This window comes from Bacillus sp. PSXD-155 (assembly GCF_049310765.1).
Classification (GTDB): domain Bacteria; phylum Bacillota; class Bacilli; order Bacillales; family Bacillaceae_G; genus Bacillus_A; species Bacillus_A cereus.
On record NZ_JBMOWC010000009.1, the window covers coordinates 188,858 to 211,405 of the forward strand.

Sequence of the window (22,548 nt, forward strand, 5' to 3'; positions counted from 1 at the left end):
GATTTATTCAAATATTCCTAGACTTATATTTTAAAAATTAATAAATTTTTAAAATATAATAAAAAAAAGAGATTCATACATGCGTATGAATCTACAAAATATGAGTATATTCCAAAACATTTTTCCCAATCAATAATATAGTAACTAATAAAAATAAAGTCCTTACATATCCAACGCCTTTTTGAACCGCAAACTTCGATCCCAAATAAGCACCTAAGATCATTGATAATCCCATGATAATACCGTATTCAAAATGAATTATGTCTAAAAATAAAAAAGTAATTAAAGATACAATATTACTAACAAAGTTCAAAAGTTTTCCAGATGCTGCCGCTTGAATAAAATCCAAACCAATTAATAAAAATGCAAAAATTAAAAATGACCCTGTCCCTGGTCCAAAAAATCCATCATAAAATCCTATCATTAAAATAACAAAGAAAAATATTAATGTTTTTCTTTGCGTCATCTTCTTATAGGTAGACACACTTCCCCAATTCTTTTTTGCAATAATATAAATAGAAATAAATACCAACATTACAAGTACTAATGGGCGTAAAATATCCGATGGAATAAATTTTACTACTAAAGCACCTGCAACAGCTCCAACAATAGTTAACGGGATTAACTTTCCTACAATTTTAAAATCAACTTTTCCTGATCGAATGAAATACATCGCACTCGTAAACGTCCCCATTGTTGCCGCTAATTTATTCGTTGCAATTGCCGAAGCTGGCGATAAGCCAACAAACATAAGCGCAGGAAGCGAAATTAACCCTCCTCCTCCAACAACGGAATCAATAAAAGCTGCTAAAAAACCGAATGCAATTAATAAAATAATGACTTGAAAACTTAATTCTTCCATGAGCTTTACCCCTTACCCCTATTATTTACAACATTTTAAATTATAACAAAATTACATAAGAAAAAAAGCTGTTCCATAGAGGAACAGCCTTCATATTTAATCTAAAATTTTCACAAGTGGTTCATCTTGTTTTGCTTCACGTATAATAATAGCTTCTGGGCGTTCTACAGATTTAATCGTTACTTGTACTTTCATATAATTCGGGAAGTATTCCATAACAAGTCCTGCCACATATTGTGTAAAACCAATTATTTCAGCTTTTCCATTAAACTGGACAGGAATATCAAGCTTCATTTCTCTTAATTCATCATCTCTATACATACCAGTACCAATAACAGCTGTATAGTCGCCTTGGAAATAATCGCTTAGTTTTGCCTTAAAGTTGGATACTCTTGCAAGATCTTCACGTTTATTATCTGTTTTCGCTTGCTCTGATGGGAACAAATAGTATTTCTCATTAATTTGTTTCCAATCTTCAACCGTTTCACTACCTTTTTCTACATTTGCATAAGAAACAAAGTTACCTGGTACGAGCGAAGACTTTGGAGCTTGGCGATAAATCGCAAATGTTATCGGAATATTTTTTGTTTCAGGTTTTTTTTGATGTATGACTTTCAAAATTTCTTGCGCCATTTTTTTCCCTTCAGCTAACATCTTTTCATCCGGGATTTTAGCTTCACGTGGGTAACCATGCTCTTCGTTAAAATATTGAACAGAATTCATCGCCAATCCAACTACCATACCAACATGTTCCTCGCCGTTATCGCCTTTTTTCACATAATAATCATGCTCTAAAATATTTGAAATATATATTGGATTTTTTTTATTTTTCACTTCTAGTGATTCGGATCCTGTTCCTAATGCAGGGTTTAATCCTATATTAGGAAATTTAACTGCATCTTTTTTTAATTTGTCTTCTAGTTCCTTTTGTTCAGCATCTGTACGTTTTCTTTTAACAAGCATCTGTATAGTTTGAGTATCTAGAGCACTTCCGCCTTTTAAAAAACTATCTTTCGTACTAAATGATTCTTTTGCAATTCGCATTAATCCTGTTTCAAATTCATCTATATCAAGACGACTATTTAACCCTTGCACCACTAAACCACGTGCATTTCCACCATCAAACGGAATCGTCGTCTTATAATATTCATCCGAAATAGCGTATTTTGGAACAACTGATTGTTCTTTTGCTTTCCCCGATTTCTCAGCCACTTTTTCATCTTTGTCGGCACCTGCACTACACCCACTTACAAGTAGGCCAAGGCTTAATACCGCTAATGCTATTTTTTTCATGGTAAGTTTGCACCTCTTACTTATTTAGCTCTTGTAAGAACCTCTCTTCATTCCAAACCTCAACATTATGTTTCTCCGCTTGTGCTAATTTCGAACCAGCTGCTTCACCTGCAACAACCAAATCCGTACTCTTACTAACACTTCCTGTTACTTTTCCACCTAATGCCTCAATCTTCTTCTTCGCTTCACTTCGTCCCATAACTTCTAGCTTACCTGTTAAAACAACCGTTTTTCCTGCGAAGTAAGATTCAACATTTTGTAAATCTGCAATTTTTATACCTTTGTATGTCATATTCACGCCATACTCTTTAAACTGCTGTAATAACTCTAATACATCTTCATTATCAAAATATGTCACAACAGATTGAGCCATTTTTTCGCCAATTTCATTAATTGCTTTTAGTTCTTCTTCTGTTGCTTTTACAAGCTCATCCATCGTTTCAAAGTGCTCTGCAAATGTACGTGCTGCTTTCGCTCCAACGTGGCGAATTCCAAGACCAAATAATAATCGCTCTAACGAGTTTTCTTTAGAATTTTCAATTGCTTGTATTAAGTTTGTTGCTGATTTTTCACCAAAACGTTCTAACTGTAATAACTGCTCTTTCGTTAATGCATATAAATCAGCAAATGTACGAATATAATCTGCATCAAAAAGTTGTGTAATGACACGTTCTCCAAGCCCATCAATATTCATTGCATTTCTTGAAACGAAATGAATTAATCCTTCGCGAATTTGAGCTGGACAAGTTGGATTTATACATCGAAGTGCTACTTCTTCTTCTAAACGAACAAGTTCACTCTCACATGCTGGGCAATGCGTTGGCATGCGGTATTCTTCTTCTTCACCAGTACGCTTATCAAAAATAACGTTCACAACTTCAGGAATAATATCTCCAGCCTTCTTCACAACAACGTAGTCACCAATTCGAATGTCTTTTTCACGAATTAAATCTTCGTTATGTAAAGAAGCACGACGAACGATCGTACCAGCAACTCTCACTGGCTCTAGCTCTGCAGTCGGTGTTACAACCCCTGTTCGGCCAACACTTAATTCAATGCCTGTTAATCTCGTTACAACTTCTTCAGCCGGGAATTTATAAGCAATCGCCCATCTTGGACTCTTCGCTGTAGTTCCTAGACTTTCTTGAAGAGCAACATCATCTACTTTTATAACGATTCCATCAATCTCATAATCAAGATGCGGACGTTTTTCTTGCCATTCTTCTACATAAGCTATAACCTCTTCGATTGTTTCACATGTACGGCGATTTGGATTTGTCTTAAATCCGAGTTCACCTAGGAAATCAAGCGATTCACTGTGCGATGGAATTGTTTTTTCTTCTACATTCGCAAGGCCGTACACAAACATAGATAAGTTACGCTTCGCTGCAATTTTCGGATCAAGTTGACGTATTGAGCCTGCTGCCGCATTACGCGGATTCGCAAATACATCTTCTCCATTTTGCTCTTTTTCTTCATTTAGTTTAACAAATGAACGCTTCGGCATATAAGCTTCGCCTCGTGCTTCTAACGTTACTTCTTCATTTAAACGAAGTGGGATAGCTTTAATCGTTTTTAAATTTTGAGTAATATCTTCACCCGTTACACCATCACCACGTGTCGCCCCTTGAATGAAGCGTCCTTTTTCATAATGAAGCGAAACGGCAAGCCCGTCAATTTTTAATTCACATATATATCTTACATTCGCATCATCAATTCCTTGACGTACTCTTCTGTCGAAATCACGTAAATCTCCTTCGTTAAATGCATTTCCTAAACTTAACATTGGTGACTTATGTGTTACTTTTTCGAATATATCAAGAATAGTTCCCCCAACGCGAACGGAGGGAGAATCTTCACTCATAAACTCTGGGTTCTCTGCTTCTAATTTTATAAGCTCCTGCATATTACGGTCATATTCCGCATCAGAAACAGAAGGATTGTCTAATACGTGATATTGATAATTAAATGTATTTAACAAATCACGCAGTTCTTCTATACGTTTTTTTGCTATCTCTTTTGACATATCCTCATTCCTTTCTATTGTTTCGTCACAGGTGCAAATTTTGCTAACAAACGTTTAACACCAATCGGGCTTGGGAACGCAATATCTAATTCTTTTGCATCACCTTCACCTTTTACACTTACAACTGTACCGATTCCCCATTTTTGGTGGGAAGCTTTATCGCCTACTGCCCAGCCAATTTGCTCACCGCCTGTCGTCTTAGCTGCAGGACGCGCGAAAGCTGAACGAGAGCGTGTTTTGGTTGTCGTTGTCATTTTACTGCTACTTGCTGTTCTACCTTTTGCACCAAACGAATTTTCACGCTTCGGCGCTGTTTCATTTAATGATTCCACTAGTTCTGTCGGGATTTCTGTAATGAAGCGAGACGCAGCGTTCATACTTGTTCTACCAAATAAAGTACGCATTTGCGCATTAGATAAATATAGCTCTTCTTCTGCACGAGTAATACCTACATAAGCAAGACGACGTTCTTCTTGCATTTCATCCTCTTCCATAAGAGAACGAGTATGAGGGAATATCCCTTCCTCTAAACCAACAATAAAGACAACCGGGAACTCTAATCCTTTCGCTGAGTGCATCGTCATTAAGATAACTTCTTCACCAGCAGTTGGGTCTTCATCTACACGATCAATATCAGCAACAAGTGCTAAATCTGTTAAGAATGCAACAAGACTCTTATCTTCGCTTTGAGATTCAAATGTTTGCGTAACAGATAAGAACTCGTCTAAGTTTTCTAAACGACCTTCCGCTTCTAAAGAACGCTCATTTTTCAACATATCGCGATAGCCTGTTTTTTCAATAACTTCTTCTACTAATTCTGTAACAGATAAATACTCTTGCATATTTACCCAGTTGTGTAATAAACTTGCGAATTCTTTTACTGCCTTTGTAATTTTTGCACTTACTCCAACATGCTCAATCTCATCAAATACAGCAGTTAATGAAATTCCGTTTTGCACACCATAATTAATAATTTTATCAATAGAAGTCGCACCAATACCACGCTTTGGCATGTTAATAATACGTGCAAAACTAATTTCATCATCTGGATTACCGATTAAACGTAAGTACGCCAAAATATCTTTAATCTCTTTACGGTCGTAGAACTTCGTACCCCCGACAATTTTGTACGGGATGTTAGATTTAAGGAAAATCTCCTCGACCATACGAGACTGAGCATTCGTACGATATAGTACTGCAAAATCAGTGTATTTTCGTTTCCCCATTTGAAGATCGTCACGAATTTTTTTCGCAACAAAATATGCTTCGTCCTTTTCAGTTGCAGCACGATAATACGAAATTTTGCTCCCAACTTGATTGTCCGTCCATAATTTCTTCGGTTTACGATTCGTATTTTTTTCAATAACAGCATTCGCTGCATTTAAAATATTTTGTGACGAACGATAATTTTGTTCTAACAAAATTACTTGTGCATTCTCATAATCTTTTTCGAATGACAAAATGTTAGAAATATCTGCACCACGCCAGCGATAAATAGACTGGTCAGAGTCACCTACAACGCAAAGATTTTTAAAACGCGCTGCCAAATGTTTAACAAGAAGATATTGCGCTTTATTCGTATCTTGATACTCATCAACGTGAATATATTGGAACTTACGCTGATAAAACTCCAATACTTCTGGAACACGTTCAAATAGCTGAATCGTCGTCATAATTAAATCATCAAAGTCTAATGAATTATTTTTCAAAAGACGTTTTTGATACTCTGTGTATACATCGCTCGTTAATTTTTCATATGGATCAGCCATTGTAATTTTTTTTGCATATTTATCCGCAGATAACAGTTCATTTTTCGCATTACTAATACCCGCTAAAATAGAGCGCGGCTCAAATTTCTTCGGATCAATATTGCGCTCTTTCATAATTTTTTTGACTACCGTTAACTGATCACCTGAATCTAAGATTGTAAAGTTACGATTAATGCCAATACGATCGATATCACGTCGTAAAATACGTACACACATAGAGTGGAACGTCGAAATCCAAATATCTTCTGCTTCTGGTCCCACAAGTGTATCAATACGCTCGCGCATTTCACGAGCTGCTTTATTTGTGAAGGTAATAGCTAGTACATTCCATGGTGCTACACCTTTTTCACCAAGCAAATACGCAATACGGTGTGTTAACACGCGTGTTTTACCACTACCTGCACCTGCCATTAGTAGAAGTGGTCCATTCGTTGTTTGTACTGCTTTTTGTTGCTGTGGATTTAAACCGTTTAATAACTTATCTGTCATACTCATATACGCCTGCACCTACTCTCCTTTTACTGCTTTAACTGTTTTTAACGCCGATTTTATATCATCATAAATAATATTTCCAACAACTACTGTATCAGCATATTGTGCCATTTCTTTCGCCTGTTCTGCATTAGAAATACCGCCGCCATAGTATAACTTAGCTTGTTTCAATTCTGCTTTTACATTTTTAACAAGTTCAACTTCTCCATACGTACCGCTATATTCTAAATAAAATATCGGTAAATGTAATAACTTGTCTGCTAAACGAGCATATGCAATAACGTCATCTTCTGTTAAATCACATTTCGCATCTGTAAGCTGGGCTACTTTCGCTTCTGGATTTAAAACACAATACCCTTCCATAAAAATTTCGTCCCAGTCCATAATATCCCCAAATTCTTTCAATGCCTCATGATGAACACCTGTTACCCATTCTACTTTTCGGCTATTTAACACACTTGGGATGTAATAAAAATCAAATCCTGGTGTAATTGCTTCTACATCAGAGACCTCTAATACACAAGGAACAGCATATCTACGAATGCTAACTAGCATGTGTAATACGTTATCAATTGTAACCCCATCACTTCCGCCTACAATAACCGCATCAGTTCCAGACTCACAAATCATTTCTAAATGTTCATCGCTTAACTCCTTATTTGGATCAAGCTTAAATACATGTTTCCATCCGGAAATATCGTACATGAAAACACCCTTCCTTTTCTCTAGTTATATCTATAGTTCTGTGTAAAATAACAGTTAGTTTTCATCTTGTTTTTTAAATATTTTTCAAAAAGAATGATTTAATTTCATCTTCTTTTTATGCATTCTTTCATTATAACAAAAAAAGCTACTGACACACACGCCCATTCCAACATCTTTTTCAACGTCAAATGTTGGATTACATATCCCCAAAATCACACGGGATACTAATAAGAGAAGTAGTATTTACTATTTCAATTTTCATAAAAAGGAGTGTTTTTCTAATGAAGCAAAACATCGGGACAATAAACGCTCTAATTCGAATTACACTTGGGCTTGTCCTCTTCGGATGTAGTGCAACTAAACTTGTACGCAAGCCATGGTGCACTTGGTCTAACATTTTTCTATGGATTGGTGCAATGAAAGTTGCAGAGGGAATTGTTCGCTTCTGCCCTATTGTTGAAGCGTGGAAGTTTGGAAAATACATGAATATGGGTGCATTTAAAATGCCTAGCATGAATTTTACTGAAAAAGGACATGCTAAAGAAGAAGTGAATCAAACTTCCTCTCATGACAAGCCAAAGTCAAAAGGAAGTTATGACGCTTCTGACAAAGAGATTGAGTCAGCGATTGAAGAAATAATCCTGGCAAAACCGCTTTGAATCATTTGTCACGATGCAAGATGCTCTCAAAGGGACTTAGCTGCTGCAGTGGGCGGTTAAGTCTTCTTTATTTTACCATAAAAACAGAACGTATATTCCCTTTTTAAGCTTAAAATGTATATAAAAGATATCAATCAATAAAATTCAGAAAATTAGGTGCATACCTCTTGCTTAAAATGATATAAAAGTGATATCATTTTTATATCAGGAGGCGATCATATGAAAGAAAAACAAGTATTTTATGTAAATGGTTTTCTCGGTATTATTGGAATTTTGATTTTAGCGGCTATCGGTGTATTTTTCCTTGCACAAGAAATTTTTATAGGAGCAGCACTAACTATTGTATTAGCCGCAATTCTCGCTACGGGTATCGGGATTGTTCAACCAAATCAAGCGAAAGTTATTACGTTCTTTGGTAATTATTTAGGAACAATTCGTCAAAACGGTTTATTTTTAACGATTCCGTTCGCATTCCGTCAAACTGTATCTTTACGTGTTGAAAACTTTAATAGTAAGAAATTAAAAGTAAACGATGTTGAGGGAAATCCGATTGAAATTGCAGCTGTTATCGTATATAAAGTAGTTGATTCTGCAAAAGCAATGTTCGGTGTTGAACATTACGATCGATTTGTAGAAATTCAAAGCGAAACGGCAATCCGCCACGTCGCAACAAAATATCCATATGACAATTTCCAAGATGAAACTTGCATTACGTTACGCGGAAATACTGAAGAAATCTCTGAAGAATTAAAACGTGAGTTAGAGGCACGTCTTGAAATTGCTGGTGTAGAAGTATTGGAAACTCGTTTAACGCATTTAGCTTACGCAACAGAAATTGCCCATGCAATGCTACAACGTCAACAAGCAAAAGCAGTATTAGCTGCTAGAAAAGAAATTGTTGAAGGTGCTGTGAAGATGGCCAAAGATTCAATCCATATGTTAGATGAAGAAGGCGTACTGGAACTTGATGACGAGCGTAAAGCAAATATGGTAAACAACTTATTAGTTGCCATCGTTTCAGATAAAGGTGCGCAACCGGTTATTAATACAGGAAGCCTATACTAAGGGCTATAAGTAATTATGGCTAAAAAGAAAAGCTTTCCATTACGTATTGATCCTGAATTACACGCAGTCATCGAAAAATGGGCAAATGATGAGTTTCGTAGCGTCAATGCACACATCGAGTATTTACTTCGAGAAATGGCAAAGCAAAAAGGGAAATTAAAAAAAGATAAAGATGCATAAAAAATCCCGCTGATTCCTCAGCGGGATTTTTACATATTAACTTCTCGTCATCTTATGCTCAATTGCACGATATCCTATATCACTTCGATAAAATAGACCATCACTCTCAATTTTACCGATTTCTTTATATACTTTATCTTTTGCTTCTTGTAAACTATTCGCCTTGCAAGCAACAAATAGTACACGGCCACCGTTTGTTACAAAATCACCATGCTTCATCGCTGTGCCTGAATGGAAAACAATCGCATCTTGCAGTGCATCTAATCCTTTAATAATGTCACCTTTTTTATATGCTTCTGGATATCCTTTCGAAGCAAGTACAACACCAATTACTGCTTCCTCTGACCATTGTAACGTTAGCTCACTTTCATCTAATACAGCGTTACATACATCAACTAAATCGTTTTCTAAGCGAGGTAATACTACTTCTGTTTCAGGATCACCAAAGCGTGCATTAAATTCAATTACCTTTGGACCATCATTTGTTAAAATAAGACCTGCGTATAAAATGCCTGTAAACGAACGGTTTTCTGCAATCATCGCTTTAGCAGTTGGATGTAATACCGTTTTTATCGCCTCTTGAACTGCTGATTCTGGAATTTGTGGCACTGGAGAATACGCACCCATTCCGCCCGTATTTGGACCTTTATCACCATCAAAAGCTCTTTTATGATCTTGGGCGATTACCATTGGATTTACAGTTGTTCCATTCACGAATGCCATTAATGAAAATTCTTGTCCATCTAAAAACTCTTCAATAACGACCTTCTTACTTGCCGCGCCGAATTTCACATCTTGCAGCATTTCTTTCACAGCTTGTAATGCCTCTTCAAGTGTCATTGCTACTGTCACGCCTTTACCAGCAGCTAGGCCGTCAGCTTTAATAACGATTGGTGCACCAACTTTTTGAATGTACTGTACTGCTTCTTCATAATCTGTAAAAGTTTCATACGCCGCAGTTGGAATATCATATTTTTTCATTAATTCTTTCGTAAAAGCTTTACTACCTTCAATAACAGCAGCCGCTTTATTCGGACCAAATACGCGAAGTCCCTCTTCGTTAAATCGATCAACAATTCCATTCATAAGTGGAATTTCTGGTCCAACGAAAGTTAATTCAACCTTATTCTCTTTAGCAAATAAAACTAATGCATCAAAATCATTTTCATCAATATCAACTGGTGTTGCAACATCGCGCATACCTTCATTACCTGGTGCTACATACACCTTTTCTACTTTTTCAGATTGTGCAAACTTCCAAGCTAAAGCATGCTCACGCCCACCGCGGCCAATTACTAAAACATTCATATTTCATCCCCCAATAATTAAATAAGTACAAACTAGAAGCTATGCTCCTAGTTTGCTTTCTCATATCAATAAAAGTTTAAAAGGAGGATCGAGAGAACCGAGCTGGTCTAGGCGCATTTGCCAGGAGGACACGGAGTGTAGCTTTCCTACATGAGTACCGCACTGGCATTGCAACGACGACTTGCGAAGGTTATCTCGACCGGACCTTTTAAACATCCTCTATTAGTGTTTGAAATGACGTACGCCAGTGAACACCATAGCAATCCCATACGTATCCGCCACTTTAATAGAATCTTCATCACGGATTGATCCGCCCGGTTGAATGATTGCTGTAATTCCTGCTTTTGCTGCTTCTTCTAATGTATCTGGCATTGGGAAGAAAGCATCAGATGCAAGTGCGCTACCTTGTGCTTTTTCACCAGCTTGTGTAATTGCGATTTTTGCAGAACCTACACGGTTCATCTGTCCCGCACCGACACCAATTGTCATATCATCTTTCGCTAAAACAATTGCATTTGATTTCACATGCTTTACAACTTTCCAAGCTAGTTTTAAATCTTTCCATTCTTGCTCTGAAGGTTCACGTTTCGTTGGAATTGAAATTGTACTTTCATCTAATGATAACGTATCTTCCTCTTGAACGAGAAGCCCACCTTGTACAGAAGTTAGTTTTTTGCTTGCACTTGTCGCTTTTTCAATATTTACAGTTAGTAAGCGTAAGTTCTTCTTACTTTGCAACACTTCTAAAGCTTCTTGCGAGAACGAAGGTGCGATAACAATTTCTAAGAAAATTTCATGTAACTTTTCTGCTGTAGCTTTATCAATTTCACGATTTGCTGCAATAATACCGCCGAAGATTGATACTGGATCTGCTTCATAAGCACGAGTATATGCTTCGTGAATATCAGTTCCTACTCCAACACCACATGGATTCATATGTTTTACTGCTACTACTGCTGGTTCTGTAAATTCTTTTACGATGCTAAGCGCTGCGTCTGCATCATTAATATTGTTATACGATAATTCTTTACCGTGTAATTGTTCTGCGTATGCAACAGAAGAAGTTGCTGCGAATGGCGCTTTATAGAAAGTTGCTTTTTGATGTGGGTTCTCGCCATAACGTAAGTCTTGCTTTTTCTCAAATGTCACAGTTAATGTTTCTGGACTTTCTTCACCCATTTGCTCTGTTAAGTAGTTAGAAATTAACGCATCATACGCTGCTGTATGACGGAATACTTTCGCTGCTAGTTTACGTTTCGTTTCCTCTGCTACTTCACCGTTCTCTTTCAGTTCTGCTAACACAATATCATAATCTACTGGATCTACAATTACAGATACGAATTTATGATTTTTCGCAGCAGAGCGAATCATTGTCGGGCCACCGATATCAATATTTTCAATTGCATCAGCAAATGTTACATCAGGCTTAGCGATTGTTTCTTTAAATGGGTATAAGTTAACAACAACAAAATCAATTGCTTGAATACCTAATTCATTCATTTGCGCTACATGTGTTTCATTATCACGAACTGCTAATAGACCACCATGAATATTTGGATGTAAAGTTTTCACACGACCATCCATAATTTCAGGGAAACCAGTTACTTCAGAAATACCAATTACTTGTAAGCCGTTTTCTTCTAGTAACTTTTTCGTACCACCTGTTGAAATAACTTCAATCCCTTGCTCTAGTAACCCTTTAACAAATTCTACTACTCCTGTTTTATCTGAAACACTTACTAATGCACGCTTTTTCATTTATCCTTCACCCCTGGTTGTATGTTAGTTAACAGTTGCTTCTTTCACAGACTGAACAATTTGATTCACTGTATTTACGTATAATTTATGTTCAACTTGCTGAATTTTCTTTTGTAAGCTTTCTCTCGTATCCCCTTCAGAAACAACCACTGCTTCTTGCGCAATAATTGGCCCTGTATCCATACCTGCATCTACATAATGAATTGTTACTCCAGTTACTTTCACACCTGCTTCTAACGCTTGACCGACAGCATCTTTACCCGGAAAGCTCGGTAGTAATGATGGATGAATATTAATAATCTTTCCGCCGTATGCTTCTAGTAACGTCGGCCCGATTAAACGCATATATCCAGCTAAAATAATATAATCAATTTCATATTCTTCTAGCTTCTTTAATATCTCTTTTTCAAACGCTTCTTTGGACTCATATGCTTTCGCTGAAAAAGCGAAACACGGAATATGATGATAATGCGCTCGCCCAACAGCACGTGCTTCTGGTTTATCACATACTAATAAACTAATTTCTGCATCCAATCTTTTTTCTTCTACCGCATTAACGAGAGATTGAAAGTTAGATCCACTTCCAGAAGCAAAAACTGCTAATCTACTCATAGTGCTTTGCCTCCATTAAAAGTAACGCCAGCTCCTTGTACAGTACGTCCAATAATACGAGCCGTTTCTCCTTGCTCTTCAAGAAGACGAACAACATCTTTTGCATCTTCTTCCTTCACTGCTACTACCATACCAATACCCATGTTAAAAATATTGAACATTTCTTTCTCTTCCAGTTTCCCAACTTCTTGAAGTAAATGGAAGATCGGCTGAATTTTCCAAGATCCTAGTTCAATCTCAGCACCAATTCCTTCTGGCAACATACGTGGGATATTTTCAATAAATCCACCCCCTGTAATATGCGCCATACCGTATACTTCATGCTTCTTCAATAGTTCTAAAATAGGTTTGACATAAATTTTCGTTGGTTTTAATAATTCTTCACCAAGAGGTAGTTCTAAGCGTCCATAAATACGCTCTAAAGATAGTTCTCCATCTTCTAGTAACACTTTTCGTACTAAAGAGTAACCATTGCTATGAATACCGCTAGATGCTAAGCCAATTAGCACGTGACCAGCTTCAATCTTTTCACCTGTTACAATTTTCTTTTTATCAACAATCCCAACTGTAAAACCAGCTAAATCATATTCTTCCGTAGAATACATTCCTGGCATTTCAGCTGTTTCTCCACCGATTAATGCACAACCAGCTTGGCGACAGCCCTCTGATATACCTTTGACGATGTTTTCAATTTTACTAGGTTCAGCTTTACCACAAGCAATATAATCAAGGAAGAAAAGCGGCTCTGCTCCTTGGACAACAATATCATTTACACACATTGCTACTGCATCAATACCAATTGTGTCATGTTTATCTGCCATAAAAGCGAGCATCAATTTTGTTCCCACGCCATCTGTTCCAGATACTAATACAGGTTCTTCTAATGCAAATTTTGATAGATCAAACATACCTCCAAAACCGCCTAAACCGCCTAGTACTTCTTTTCTCATAGTTGTTTGTACGTGTTTTTTCATGCGAGATACCGCTTCATATCCAGCTTCAATATCTACTCCTGCTTGCTTATATGCATTCGCCATCGTTATTTACACCTCGTCTTTTAATTTCTCCCCATCCAGGGCGGGCCGTTTTAAGAAAAAAGCTAGCTTCTACAGCAAAAGAAGTAGAAGCTTTTTTCACTTTTCTTATTTCATACTTTCTAAAAGCTCTTGCTCATAATCATAAAGAGCTGTTGGGTAGTCCCCATTAAAGTAAGCCATGCATAGGCCGCCATATTTCCCTTCATATGGACGTCCAATTGCATCTACTAATCCATCTTCGCTTAAAAATGTTAAAGAATCTGCTCCGATCATTTCGCGGATTTCTTCTACTGTATTATTTGCTGCAATTAATTCTTTTCTCGTTTGAATATCAATGCCATAGAAACATGGATATTTCAGAGGTGGTGAAGCAATTCTTACATGAACTTCTGTCGCTCCAGCCTCACGAAGCATACGAACAATTCGTTTACTTGTCGTTCCTCTTACGATAGAGTCATCAATCATAACAACTCGTTTCCCCTCAACCACACCTCTTACTGCGGAAAGCTTCATCTTTACCCCTTGCTCGCGCAGTTCTTGAGAAGGTTGGATAAACGTACGTCCAACGTAACGATTTTTAATTAATCCTAATTCATACGGAATGCCTGTTGCCTCCGCATAGCCAATCGCAGCTGAAATACTAGAGTCTGGTACACCAGTAACAACATCTGCTTCAATAGGAGCTTCTGCCGCTAAACGTTTCCCCATGTTTTTACGTGCTGCATGAACGTTAACACCAGCAATATTAGAATCTGGTCGTGCAAAGTAAATGTATTCCATACTACAAATCGCATGTTCTACATCGTTTGTGAAACGATCTACGTGAATTCCTTCATCATTAATGATAAGTAATTCACCAGGTTCTACATCGCGAATGTATGTTGCACCTACTACATCAAAAGCACATGTTTCAGATGCTACAACGTAAGCATCCCCCATCTTTCCAATTGAAAGCGGACGGAACCCATTCGGATCTAACGCAACGATCATTTCATTTCCAGTTAGTAAAAGATACGCAAACGCACCTTTCACTTTATTCAGAGCCTCTTTTACACTTTCAATTAAAGAGTCTTTCGTACTACGTTTAATAAGATGTAAAAGTACTTCTGTGTCTGAACTTGTTTGAAAAATACTTCCCTCTGCCTCTAATTCACGGCGAAGCATTTTTGCATTAATTAAATTCCCGTTATGAGCTAGCGCCATACTATGATCAGAAAAACGGAACAATAATGGTTGAACGTTAGCAACTTCACTTCCACCAGCTGTTGCATATCGTACATGTCCGATTGCTGATTTTCCATTTAATCCTTCTAGCTCACCTCTTGAAAACACTTCTGATATTAAACCTAACCCCTTGTGACCGACGATTTTTTCCCCATTATTTACGACAATGCCTGCGCCTTCTTGCCCACGGTGCTGTAAACTGTGCAATCCGTAGTATGAAACTTGTGCTGCATTTTCATGCCCCCAAATTCCGAAAACGCCACATTCTTCGTTTAACCCCTTTATTTCAGCAAGCATGGGATTGCCCCTTTCCAAGCCTTTCTCATTTCATCTACATTTGCTGTAAGTAATACTTCATTTTCTTCATTATGAATTGTTACTTCATTTATACTTGTTACTTCTCCAACTTGGATTGCTTCTACCACTTTCTCAAACGCCTCTTTATTTTCACGTTTTACCGTAATCACGAAGCGAGACTGTGATTCAGCGAATAATGCTACTGTTGCTTCTCCATCTAATTTCACAGTAGCACCTAAGCCTTTAGCACCAATCGCACTTTCTGAAATTGCAACTGCTAAGCCACCTTCAGCAACATCATGTGCAGATTGAACAAGACCGGCTTGAATTGCTTCTAATACTTGTTTTTGGCGTTTTAATTCTACATCTAAATCGATACTTGGTGATTGACCAAAAATTTTGCCGTGAATCATTTTCTGTAATTCACTTCCGCCAAACTCAGCTTTCGTCTCACCGATTACATAAACTAAATCACCAGCTTGCTTAAACTCTTGTGTTGTTACATGTTTTAAGTCATGTACAAGTCCGACCATCCCAACAGTTGGTGTTGGATATACGGCTTCGCCACTACGCTCGTTATACATCGATACGTTTCCGCCGATAACTGGTGTTTGTAATGTGCGACAAGCTTCACTCATACCGTCTACTGATTTCTCAATCTGCCAGAAGATTTCTGGTTTTTCTGGGTTACCGAAGTTTAAGCAATCTGTAATTGCAAGTGGCTCTCCGCCAGAACATACGATATTACGCGCTGCCTCTGCTACTGCAATTTTACCGCCCATTTCTGGGTCTAGATAAATGTAGCGAGAGTTACAATCTGTCGTCATTGCTAATCCTTTTTCTGTACCGCGTACACGTACAACTGCAGCATCTGAACCTGGCGTAACAACTGTGCTTGTGCGAACTTGGTAATCGTATTGATCGTATACCCACTCTTTACTTGCAATTGTTGGTTGCTGTAATAAAGCGAATAACGCGTCTTTATAATTTTCTACTTTTGGCGTTTCCATTTTCATTGCTTGGAATTCAGCAAAGTATGCTGCTTCTTTTGATGGCTTATGATAAATTGGTGCTTCTTCTGCTAAAGCATCTGCTGGAACTTCAGCTACCTTTTCACCTTTATGGAATAAACGAAGCATTTTATCTTCGGTTACTTTCCCCATCGTAACCGCTGCAAGACCATACTTCTCAAATAAATCTACTATTTCTTGTTCTCTACCTTTTTTCACAACAATTAACATACGCTCTTGTGATTCAGATAGCATCATTTCATATGGTGTCATTCCTGTTTCACGCTGTGGTACATCATCTAAGTACATTTCAATACCCATTCCTGCTTTACTTGCCATTTCTGCAGAAGATGATGTTAAACCAGCCGCACCCATATCTTGAATTCCAACAAGTGCATCAGATTGAATTAATTCTAAACACGCTTCAATAAGAAGTTTTTCCATAAATGGATCCCCTACTTGAACCGCTGGACGTTTCGCTTCTGAGCTTTCAGATAGTTCTTCCGACGCGAATGTTGCACCATGAATGCCGTCACGACCAGTTGATGCTCCTACGTACATTACTGTGTTACCAGCACCGTGCGCTTGCCCTTTTTTAATGTCTTCGTGGTTAATCAAACCTACGCACATTGCATTTACAAGTGGATTTCCTTCATAACATGGATCAAATTGTACTTCGCCGCCAACAGTCGGAATACCGATGCAGTTGCCGTATCCTGCAATTCCTGCTACTACTTCTTCGAATAAATATTTCACACGTGGTGACTGTAATTCACCGAAACGAAGTGAGTTTAATAGAGCTACCGGACGTGCTCCCATAGAGAATACGTCACGAATAATACCACCAACACCTGTTGCTGCTCCTTGATATGGTTCAATAGCTGAAGGATGGTTATGACTTTCCATTTTAAATACAACTGCTTGATTATCACCGATATCTACAATTCCAGCACCTTCTCCAGGTCCTTGCAGAACGCGCTCACCTGTCGTTGGAAACTTGCGAAGAACTGGTTTTGAATTTTTATAACTACAATGTTCAGACCACATTACAGAGAATAACCCTGTTTCTGTATAATTTGGCAGACGACCTAAAATCTTTTCAACCATGGCAAACTCTTCGTCTGTTAGCCCCATTTCCGCATATATACGCTCTTCTTTAATTTGTGTTGGATTTGGTTCAAGCATTAACGACATATGTTTCCCTCCACTGTTTTAAGATAGATTGAAAGACTTTTAACCCTTCAGCACCGCCAAGTAATTCATCTACAGCACGCTCTGGGTGTGGCATCATACCAAGTACATTTCCTTTTTCGTTTACAATACCAGCAATATCTGAAACGCTACCGTTAGGGTTTTCTACGTAACGGAATGCGATTTGATTATTCTCTTCTAATTGTTTAAGAGTCGCTTCATCACAATAGTAATTCCCCTCACCATGCGCGATTGGAATATTAATTACTTCATCTTTTCCATATTGTGATGTAAACATCGTTTCATTATTTTCAACACGCAACTGAACAGTGCGACACATAAATTTTAAATTTTCGTTTCTCATTAATGCTCCTGGTAGTAATCCTGATTCAACAAGAATCTGGAATCCATTACATACACCTAAAATCGGCTTTCCTTGCTCAGCAGCTTTTTGTACTGCTTTCATTGCATTAGCAAAGCGAGAAATAGCACCGCAGCGTAAGTAGTCACCGTAAGAGAATCCACCTGGTAGTAAAATTGCATCATATTCATCTAAATTCTCTGTATCGTGCCAAACGTAATCTACTTCTTCGCCAAGCTCATCTTTAATTGCATGGAACATATCGACATCACAGTTCGAACCTGGAAATACTATTACGGCAAATTTCACTGTGCGACAACCTCCTCAACTTCATAACGGAAGTCTTCCATTACAACGTTCGCTAATAGTTTTTCACACATTTCTTTTACCTTGCTATCTAAGTCAGATACAGATTTATCAATTGTTAGTTCCATGTACTTTCCGATTCGAACGTCTTGTACTTCTGTGAATGAAAGACTATGAAGTGCTCCTTTTACCGCTGTTCCTTGTGGATCTAATACGCTTTCTCTTAATGTTACATATACCTTAACTTTATACATGTGAAATTCCCCCTAAACGTTTTAAAATCTCTTCATAAGCATCTGTTAAATTTCCAAGATCGCGACGGAATACGTCTTTATCAAACTTCTCATTGCTCGTTTCATCCCATAAACGGCAAGTATCTGGTGAAATTTCATCCGCTAATATGATTTCTCCCTCTTCCGTTACACCAAACTCTAATTTGAAATCTACTAATCTTACACGACAGCTTGCGAAATGATCAATCAACACTTGATTGATTTGTAGAGCCATATCTCGTAATACGCTTACTTGCTCTGGCGATGCAACGTTTAATACACGAATATGATCTTCCGTTACAAGCGGATCTCCTAAATTATCATCTTTGAAGTAAAATTCTACGATTGGTTCTGCAAGTACAGTTCCCTCTTCCATTCCTAATCGTTTTGAAAGACTTCCTGCAATTACATTTCTTGTGACAACTTCTAAAGGAATAATACTCACTTTTTTAACAAGTTGTTCTGTTTCAGATAACTTCTCAACAAAATGTGTTTTAATTCCTACTTCTTGTAACTTTCTGAACAATAAAGTTGTAATCTCATTGTTCAAACGACCTTTTCCTGTAATCGTCTCTTTTTTCTCCCCATTGAAAGCAGTCGCACTATCTTTGTACTCTACCCAAACCATATCTGCTGATTCTGTACGATAAATTCTTTTTGCCTTACCTTCATACAGCAATTCTAGCTTTTGCATTTCGCAAGCCCCCTGTAGTTTGAAAAATGTGAATAATGTTTTTATAAAGAATGGCACAGAATGACTCTATTCTGTGCCATATGAAATTTTACGCTTCGTTTAATCCAAGGCGTTCAAAGATTGTATCAACGTGTTGCATATGATGCTCATAGTTGAAGCATTCATTAATTTCTTCTTGTGTTAACTTGCTTGTAATGCGCTCATCAGCTTCTACAAGCTCTTTAAATTGTACTTGTGTTTCCCAAGCTTCCATCGCTTTAGGCTGTACGATATCATAAGCTTCTTCACGTACCATACCTTTGTCGATTAGTGTAAGCATTACGCGCTGAGAATAAATTAAGCCGTATGTTCTTGTCATATTGCGTTTCATATTCTCTGGGTATACAGTTAAGTTTTTAACGATATTACCAAAGCGATTTAACATGTAATTTAATGCGATTGTAGCATCTGGTAAAATTACGCGTTCTGCTGAAGAGTGAGAAATGTCACGCTCATGCCACAATGGAACATTCTCATAAGCTGTCATCATATAACCGCGGATAACACGAGCTAAACCAGTCATATTTTCAGATCCAATTGGATTACGCTTATGTGGCATTGCAGAAGAACCTTTTTGGCCTTTTGCGAAAGCTTCTTCAACTTCACGTGTTTCACTCTTTTGTAAGCCACGAATCTCAACTGCCATCTTTTCGATAGATGTTGCGATTAATGCAAGTGTTGACATGTAGTGTGCGTGACGATCACGTTGCAATGTTTGTGTTGAAATTGGTGCTGCTTCTAATCCTAGATTTTCACAAACATATTTTTCTACGAATGGATCGATATTTGCATATGTACCAACCGCACCAGATAGTTTACCAACACGAACTGTATCAGCAGCTTGTTTGAAACGTTCTACGTTACGTTTCATCTCTTCATACCAAAGACCAAGTTTTAAACCGAATGTTGTTGGTTCTGCATGAACACCGTGTGTTCTTCCCATCATGATTGTGTATTTATGCTCTTTCGCTTTGTTAGCTAAAATGCTTACAAAGTTCTCTAAGTCTTTTAATATAATTTCATTCGCTTGTTTTAAGATGTAAGATAATGCTGTATCTACTACATCTGTAGATGTTAAACCGTAATGAACCCATTTACGTTCTTCGCCTAGTGCTGGCGTTTCTGATACAGCACGAGTGAATGCAACTACGTCATGACGTGTTTCTTTTTCAATTTCATAAATACGATCAATATCAAATGATGCATGTTCACGAATTTTTTTAACATCTTCTTTTGGAATGTCGCCAAGCTCAGCCCATGCTTCACAAGCTAAAATCTCAACTTCTAACCACGCTTTAAATTTGTTCTCTTCCGTCCAAATCGCACCCATTTCAGGGCGTGTATAACGACTAATCATCTTTTTCCCTCCAACAGTTGTTCTTGATGGTCCCAAATATGCAAACTCTTCGCTTTTTCTAGAGCGACTTCAATATTATCATTTAAAATATTAACATGCCCCATTTTTCGCTGTGCTTTTGCTTCTTCTTTTCCATACAAGTGTAAATAGCACCCGGTTAATCTATTCACTTGTCTTAGGACCCCTTCTATATGTTCGCCTAAAATGTTTACCATGACAACTGGTTTTAACAAATTTGTTTCTCCTAGAGGTAAATTACAGATTGCTCGAATATGTTGACCAAATTGGCTCGTTTCACATGCATCCTGTGTATAGTGTCCTGAATTGTGAGGTCTTGGTGCTAATTCATTAATGTAAATCTCACCATTAGCTGTAGCAAACATCTCTACAGCTAGTGTTCCCACAAGTTTTAATTCATCCGCAAGTACCTTTGCGTAAGCAATTGCTTTTTGAGAAAGCTCTTCTGTAATGCGAGCTGGAACGATAGATTCATGTAAAATGTTATTTACATGAATATTTTCTGCTACTGGAAATACTTTCGTTTCACCACTTACACTACGAATCACAATAACGGATACTTCTTTTTCAAAAGGCACCCATTTCTCTAAAATACACTCTGCTTTATCCACAAGATTTTTTGCTGTCTCAACATCAGTCTCACTTCTTAAAACAACTTGCCCTTTCCCATCATATCCACCTGTCGTCGTTTTTAAGACGGAAGGGAATGATAACTCAGCAATTGCTTCTGTAAGCTGATCTTGATTTTGAACTAATCTATACGTTGCTACTGGTAACCCAGCCTTCTCAATTGCATTCTTTTCTGTAAAACGATTTTGCGTTTTATTTAACAACTGACTACCTTGTGGCAAGTAAGCATGTTTTTCAAGCCATTGTAAACATCTATAATCAATATTCTCAAATTCATATGTGACAACATCACTTATCTCTGCTAAATGCTGAATTGCCTTTAAATCGTCATACGGTGCAACAATTTCAATATCAGCAACTTGTGCACATGGTGAATGCTTTGTAGGATCTAAAACAGCAATTTTATATCCCATCTCCTTGGCTGCCAATGCCATCATTCTTCCTAGCTGGCCGCCTCCAATAATGCCGATTGTTTTTCCAGGTAAAATGATTCTCGTCATACTAGCTCACTACCTTCACGCACATCTTTTTCAATCGCTTCTCGTCTCAATTCTAATGCATCATGTATATCATCATGGAATGATCCAAGTATTTGTGCAGCAAGTAATCCAGCATTCGTTGAACCGGCTTTACCAATTGCAACAGTTGCAACTGGAACACCTCCTGGCATTTGGACGATGGATAATAATGAATCTAAGCCGTTTAATGCTTTTGATTGAACTGGAACTCCAATTACAGGAAGATTTGTCTTCGCTGCAACCATTCCTGGTAAATGCGCTGCTCCACCAGCTCCAGCAATAATAACTTTCAATCCACGTTCACGAGCCGTCTCTGCATATTCAAACATATAATCCGGAGTCCGATGAGCGGATACAACTTTTTTCTCATACGGTATATTTAATTCATCTAAAATGTCACAAGCATATTTCATTGTTTCCCAGTCTGACGTACTTCCCATTATGACTCCAACTAGTGATTTCATATTAGAATCCCCCCGATTCAAATAAAAAAAGCCTGAAATAGAACAGTTTCTCTTTTACTATGAGAGAAAGCGCTCTACTCAGGCATACGTATCCCTTGTGAATAGAAAAATACCGAGTGACTTTCCCTCATAGTCTAACGAATAACGGTCGTTAGGTAGAGACTTGCAGGCCATATCCCCGCGATTATATGAGGTCTTATATTATTGTTTCTATGGCTATATTAACAATATTTCATAAACGATGTCAATAAATAATCGAATGTTTTTTTATTAGTAGTCAATAACGTTCGTGTTTTAGTTATATTCAAAAGAAGAATTGCAACTATATGCAAGAAGAAAAGGGAATTAGAATATATATTTCTAGAGATCTATTTACTTATAATCGTTTATATAGTACTTCA

Annotated in this window: 20 protein-coding genes and 1 riboswitch; of the genes, 3 read left to right on the top strand and 17 right to left on the bottom strand. The window is 37.5% G+C overall.

Annotated features, from left to right (window positions below; genetic code table 11):
- Positions 1-91: 91 nt before the first annotated feature.
- The 5 genes from ACO6VI_RS13395 to ACO6VI_RS13415 all read right to left on the bottom strand — a co-directional run bounded on the left by ACO6VI_RS13395 (position 92) and on the right by ACO6VI_RS13415 (position 7,147).
- Positions 92-862 (bottom strand): TSUP family transporter, encoded by a 771-nt coding sequence (locus tag ACO6VI_RS13395; RefSeq protein WP_078994506.1) that lies wholly within the window; start codon positions 860-862, stop codon positions 92-94.
- Positions 863-958: 96 nt separating this feature from the next.
- Complete coding sequence (locus tag ACO6VI_RS13400) at positions 959-2,155, bottom strand: CamS family sex pheromone protein (RefSeq protein ID WP_422423477.1); 1,197 nt, start codon at positions 2,153-2,155, stop codon at positions 959-961.
- A gap of 16 nt (positions 2,156-2,171) precedes the next feature.
- On the bottom strand, positions 2,172-4,181 hold the full coding sequence (ligA, locus tag ACO6VI_RS13405) for an NAD-dependent DNA ligase LigA (protein WP_161520409.1): 2,010 nt from the start codon (positions 4,179-4,181) through the stop codon (positions 2,172-2,174).
- A 14-nt stretch (positions 4,182-4,195) separates the two neighbouring features.
- Positions 4,196-6,445 (bottom strand): DNA helicase PcrA, encoded by a 2,250-nt coding sequence (gene pcrA / locus ACO6VI_RS13410; protein ID WP_161520410.1) that lies wholly within the window; start codon positions 6,443-6,445, stop codon positions 4,196-4,198.
- A 12-nt stretch (positions 6,446-6,457) separates the two neighbouring features.
- Positions 6,458-7,147 (bottom strand): heptaprenylglyceryl phosphate synthase, encoded by a 690-nt coding sequence (locus tag ACO6VI_RS13415; protein ID WP_000272084.1) that lies wholly within the window; start codon positions 7,145-7,147, stop codon positions 6,458-6,460.
- 281 nt (positions 7,148-7,428) lie between these two features.
- On the opposite strand from ACO6VI_RS13415, the gene ACO6VI_RS13420 reads away from it, so the two are divergent.
- From ACO6VI_RS13420 to ACO6VI_RS13430, 3 genes are all read left to right on the top strand, one after another.
- On the top strand, positions 7,429-7,806 hold the full coding sequence (locus ACO6VI_RS13420) for a YgaP family membrane protein (protein ID WP_000812342.1): 378 nt from the start codon (positions 7,429-7,431) through the stop codon (positions 7,804-7,806).
- A gap of 219 nt (positions 7,807-8,025) precedes the next feature.
- Entirely contained in the window at positions 8,026-8,871 is an 846-nt protein-coding gene (locus ACO6VI_RS13425) for an SPFH domain-containing protein (RefSeq protein WP_000660674.1), read from the top strand.
- Positions 8,872-8,886: 15 nt separating this feature from the next.
- Entirely contained in the window at positions 8,887-9,051 is a 165-nt protein-coding gene (locus tag ACO6VI_RS13430) for a toxin-antitoxin system HicB family antitoxin (protein WP_001085171.1), read from the top strand.
- 36 nt (positions 9,052-9,087) lie between these two features.
- Here the strand turns inward: ACO6VI_RS13430 and purD are convergent, their stop codons facing one another.
- From purD to purE, 12 genes are all read right to left on the bottom strand, one after another.
- Positions 9,088-10,359: a phosphoribosylamine--glycine ligase gene (purD, locus tag ACO6VI_RS13435; protein WP_161520411.1), complete on the bottom strand. Its 1,272-nt coding sequence runs from the start codon at positions 10,357-10,359 to the stop codon at positions 9,088-9,090.
- A 222-nt stretch (positions 10,360-10,581) separates the two neighbouring features.
- Entirely contained in the window at positions 10,582-12,117 is a 1,536-nt protein-coding gene (gene purH, locus ACO6VI_RS13440; protein ID WP_016083735.1) for a bifunctional phosphoribosylaminoimidazolecarboxamide formyltransferase/IMP cyclohydrolase, read from the bottom strand.
- A 24-nt stretch (positions 12,118-12,141) separates the two neighbouring features.
- Entirely contained in the window at positions 12,142-12,729 is a 588-nt protein-coding gene (gene purN / locus ACO6VI_RS13445) for a phosphoribosylglycinamide formyltransferase (protein WP_000088577.1), read from the bottom strand.
- The gene (gene purM, locus ACO6VI_RS13450) at positions 12,726-13,766 is read right to left on the bottom strand and encodes a phosphoribosylformylglycinamidine cyclo-ligase (RefSeq protein ID WP_001262442.1); all 1,041 of its coding nucleotides are present in this window, start codon (positions 13,764-13,766) and stop codon (positions 12,726-12,728) included. The genes purN and purM overlap by 4 nt, the downstream gene beginning before the upstream one ends.
- Before the next feature lie 105 nt (positions 13,767-13,871).
- A complete protein-coding gene (gene purF, locus ACO6VI_RS13455; protein ID WP_000879026.1) occupies positions 13,872-15,287 on the bottom strand; it encodes an amidophosphoribosyltransferase in 1,416 nt (471 codons plus the stop codon).
- The gene (gene purL, locus ACO6VI_RS13460; protein WP_161520412.1) at positions 15,272-17,491 is read right to left on the bottom strand and encodes a phosphoribosylformylglycinamidine synthase II; all 2,220 of its coding nucleotides are present in this window, start codon (positions 17,489-17,491) and stop codon (positions 15,272-15,274) included. Before purL ends, purF begins: the two co-directional genes overlap by 16 nt.
- Complete coding sequence (gene purQ, locus ACO6VI_RS13465; RefSeq protein ID WP_000666787.1) at positions 17,475-18,158, bottom strand: phosphoribosylformylglycinamidine synthase subunit PurQ; 684 nt, start codon at positions 18,156-18,158, stop codon at positions 17,475-17,477. Before purQ ends, purL begins: the two co-directional genes overlap by 17 nt.
- Positions 18,155-18,409 (bottom strand): phosphoribosylformylglycinamidine synthase subunit PurS, encoded by a 255-nt coding sequence (purS, locus tag ACO6VI_RS13470; protein ID WP_000278823.1) that lies wholly within the window; start codon positions 18,407-18,409, stop codon positions 18,155-18,157. The genes purQ and purS overlap by 4 nt, the downstream gene beginning before the upstream one ends.
- Positions 18,402-19,121: a phosphoribosylaminoimidazolesuccinocarboxamide synthase gene (gene purC / locus ACO6VI_RS13475; RefSeq protein ID WP_001170549.1), complete on the bottom strand. Its 720-nt coding sequence runs from the start codon at positions 19,119-19,121 to the stop codon at positions 18,402-18,404. The genes purS and purC overlap by 8 nt, the downstream gene beginning before the upstream one ends.
- A gap of 88 nt (positions 19,122-19,209) precedes the next feature.
- Positions 19,210-20,517, bottom strand: coding sequence for an adenylosuccinate lyase (purB, locus tag ACO6VI_RS13480; RefSeq protein ID WP_000625682.1), 1,308 nt, complete (start codon positions 20,515-20,517; stop codon positions 19,210-19,212).
- Positions 20,514-21,665 (bottom strand): 5-(carboxyamino)imidazole ribonucleotide synthase, encoded by a 1,152-nt coding sequence (purK, locus tag ACO6VI_RS13485; RefSeq protein ID WP_422423483.1) that lies wholly within the window; start codon positions 21,663-21,665, stop codon positions 20,514-20,516. Before purK ends, purB begins: the two co-directional genes overlap by 4 nt.
- The gene (gene purE / locus ACO6VI_RS13490) at positions 21,662-22,147 is read right to left on the bottom strand and encodes a 5-(carboxyamino)imidazole ribonucleotide mutase (RefSeq protein WP_000839367.1); all 486 of its coding nucleotides are present in this window, start codon (positions 22,145-22,147) and stop codon (positions 21,662-21,664) included. Before purE ends, purK begins: the two co-directional genes overlap by 4 nt.
- A gap of 110 nt (positions 22,148-22,257) precedes the next feature.
- Positions 22,258-22,359, bottom strand: a riboswitch (purine riboswitch).
- Between the last annotated feature and the right edge of the window lie 189 nt (positions 22,360-22,548).

Bases quoted from the DNA above. Each gene is read 5' to 3' on its own strand.
- ACO6VI_RS13395 (WP_078994506.1), bottom strand. From the start codon at position 862: ATGGAAGAATTAAGTTTTCAAGTCATTATTTTATTAATTGCATTCGGT.
- ACO6VI_RS13400 (WP_422423477.1), bottom strand. From the start codon at position 2,155: ATGAAAAAAATAGCATTAGCGGTATTAAGCCTTGGCCTACTTGTAAGT.
- ligA (WP_161520409.1), bottom strand. From the start codon at position 4,181: ATGTCAAAAGAGATAGCAAAAAAACGTATAGAAGAACTGCGTGATTTG.
- pcrA (WP_161520410.1), bottom strand. From the start codon at position 6,445: ATGAGTATGACAGATAAGTTATTAAACGGTTTAAATCCACAGCAACAA.
- ACO6VI_RS13415 (WP_000272084.1), bottom strand. From the start codon at position 7,147: ATGTACGATATTTCCGGATGGAAACATGTATTTAAGCTTGATCCAAAT.
- ACO6VI_RS13420 (WP_000812342.1), top strand. From the start codon at position 7,429: ATGAAGCAAAACATCGGGACAATAAACGCTCTAATTCGAATTACACTT.
- ACO6VI_RS13425 (WP_000660674.1), top strand. From the start codon at position 8,026: ATGAAAGAAAAACAAGTATTTTATGTAAATGGTTTTCTCGGTATTATT.
- ACO6VI_RS13430 (WP_001085171.1), top strand. From the start codon at position 8,887: ATGGCTAAAAAGAAAAGCTTTCCATTACGTATTGATCCTGAATTACAC.
- purD (WP_161520411.1), bottom strand. From the start codon at position 10,359: ATGAATGTTTTAGTAATTGGCCGCGGTGGGCGTGAGCATGCTTTAGCT.
- purH (WP_016083735.1), bottom strand. From the start codon at position 12,117: ATGAAAAAGCGTGCATTAGTAAGTGTTTCAGATAAAACAGGAGTAGTA.
- purN (WP_000088577.1), bottom strand. From the start codon at position 12,729: ATGAGTAGATTAGCAGTTTTTGCTTCTGGAAGTGGATCTAACTTTCAA.
- purM (WP_001262442.1), bottom strand. From the start codon at position 13,766: ATGGCGAATGCATATAAGCAAGCAGGAGTAGATATTGAAGCTGGATAT.
- purF (WP_000879026.1), bottom strand. From the start codon at position 15,287: ATGCTTGCTGAAATAAAGGGGTTAAACGAAGAATGTGGCGTTTTCGGA.
- purL (WP_161520412.1), bottom strand. From the start codon at position 17,491: ATGTCGTTAATGCTTGAACCAAATCCAACACAAATTAAAGAAGAGCGT.
- purS (WP_000278823.1), bottom strand. From the start codon at position 18,409: ATGTATAAAGTTAAGGTATATGTAACATTAAGAGAAAGCGTATTAGAT.
- purC (WP_001170549.1), bottom strand. From the start codon at position 19,121: ATGCAAAAGCTAGAATTGCTGTATGAAGGTAAGGCAAAAAGAATTTAT.
- purB (WP_000625682.1), bottom strand. From the start codon at position 20,517: ATGATTAGTCGTTATACACGCCCTGAAATGGGTGCGATTTGGACGGAA.
- purK (WP_422423483.1), bottom strand. From the start codon at position 21,665: ATGACGAGAATCATTTTACCTGGAAAAACAATCGGCATTATTGGAGGC.
- purE (WP_000839367.1), bottom strand. From the start codon at position 22,147: ATGAAATCACTAGTTGGAGTCATAATGGGAAGTACGTCAGACTGGGAA.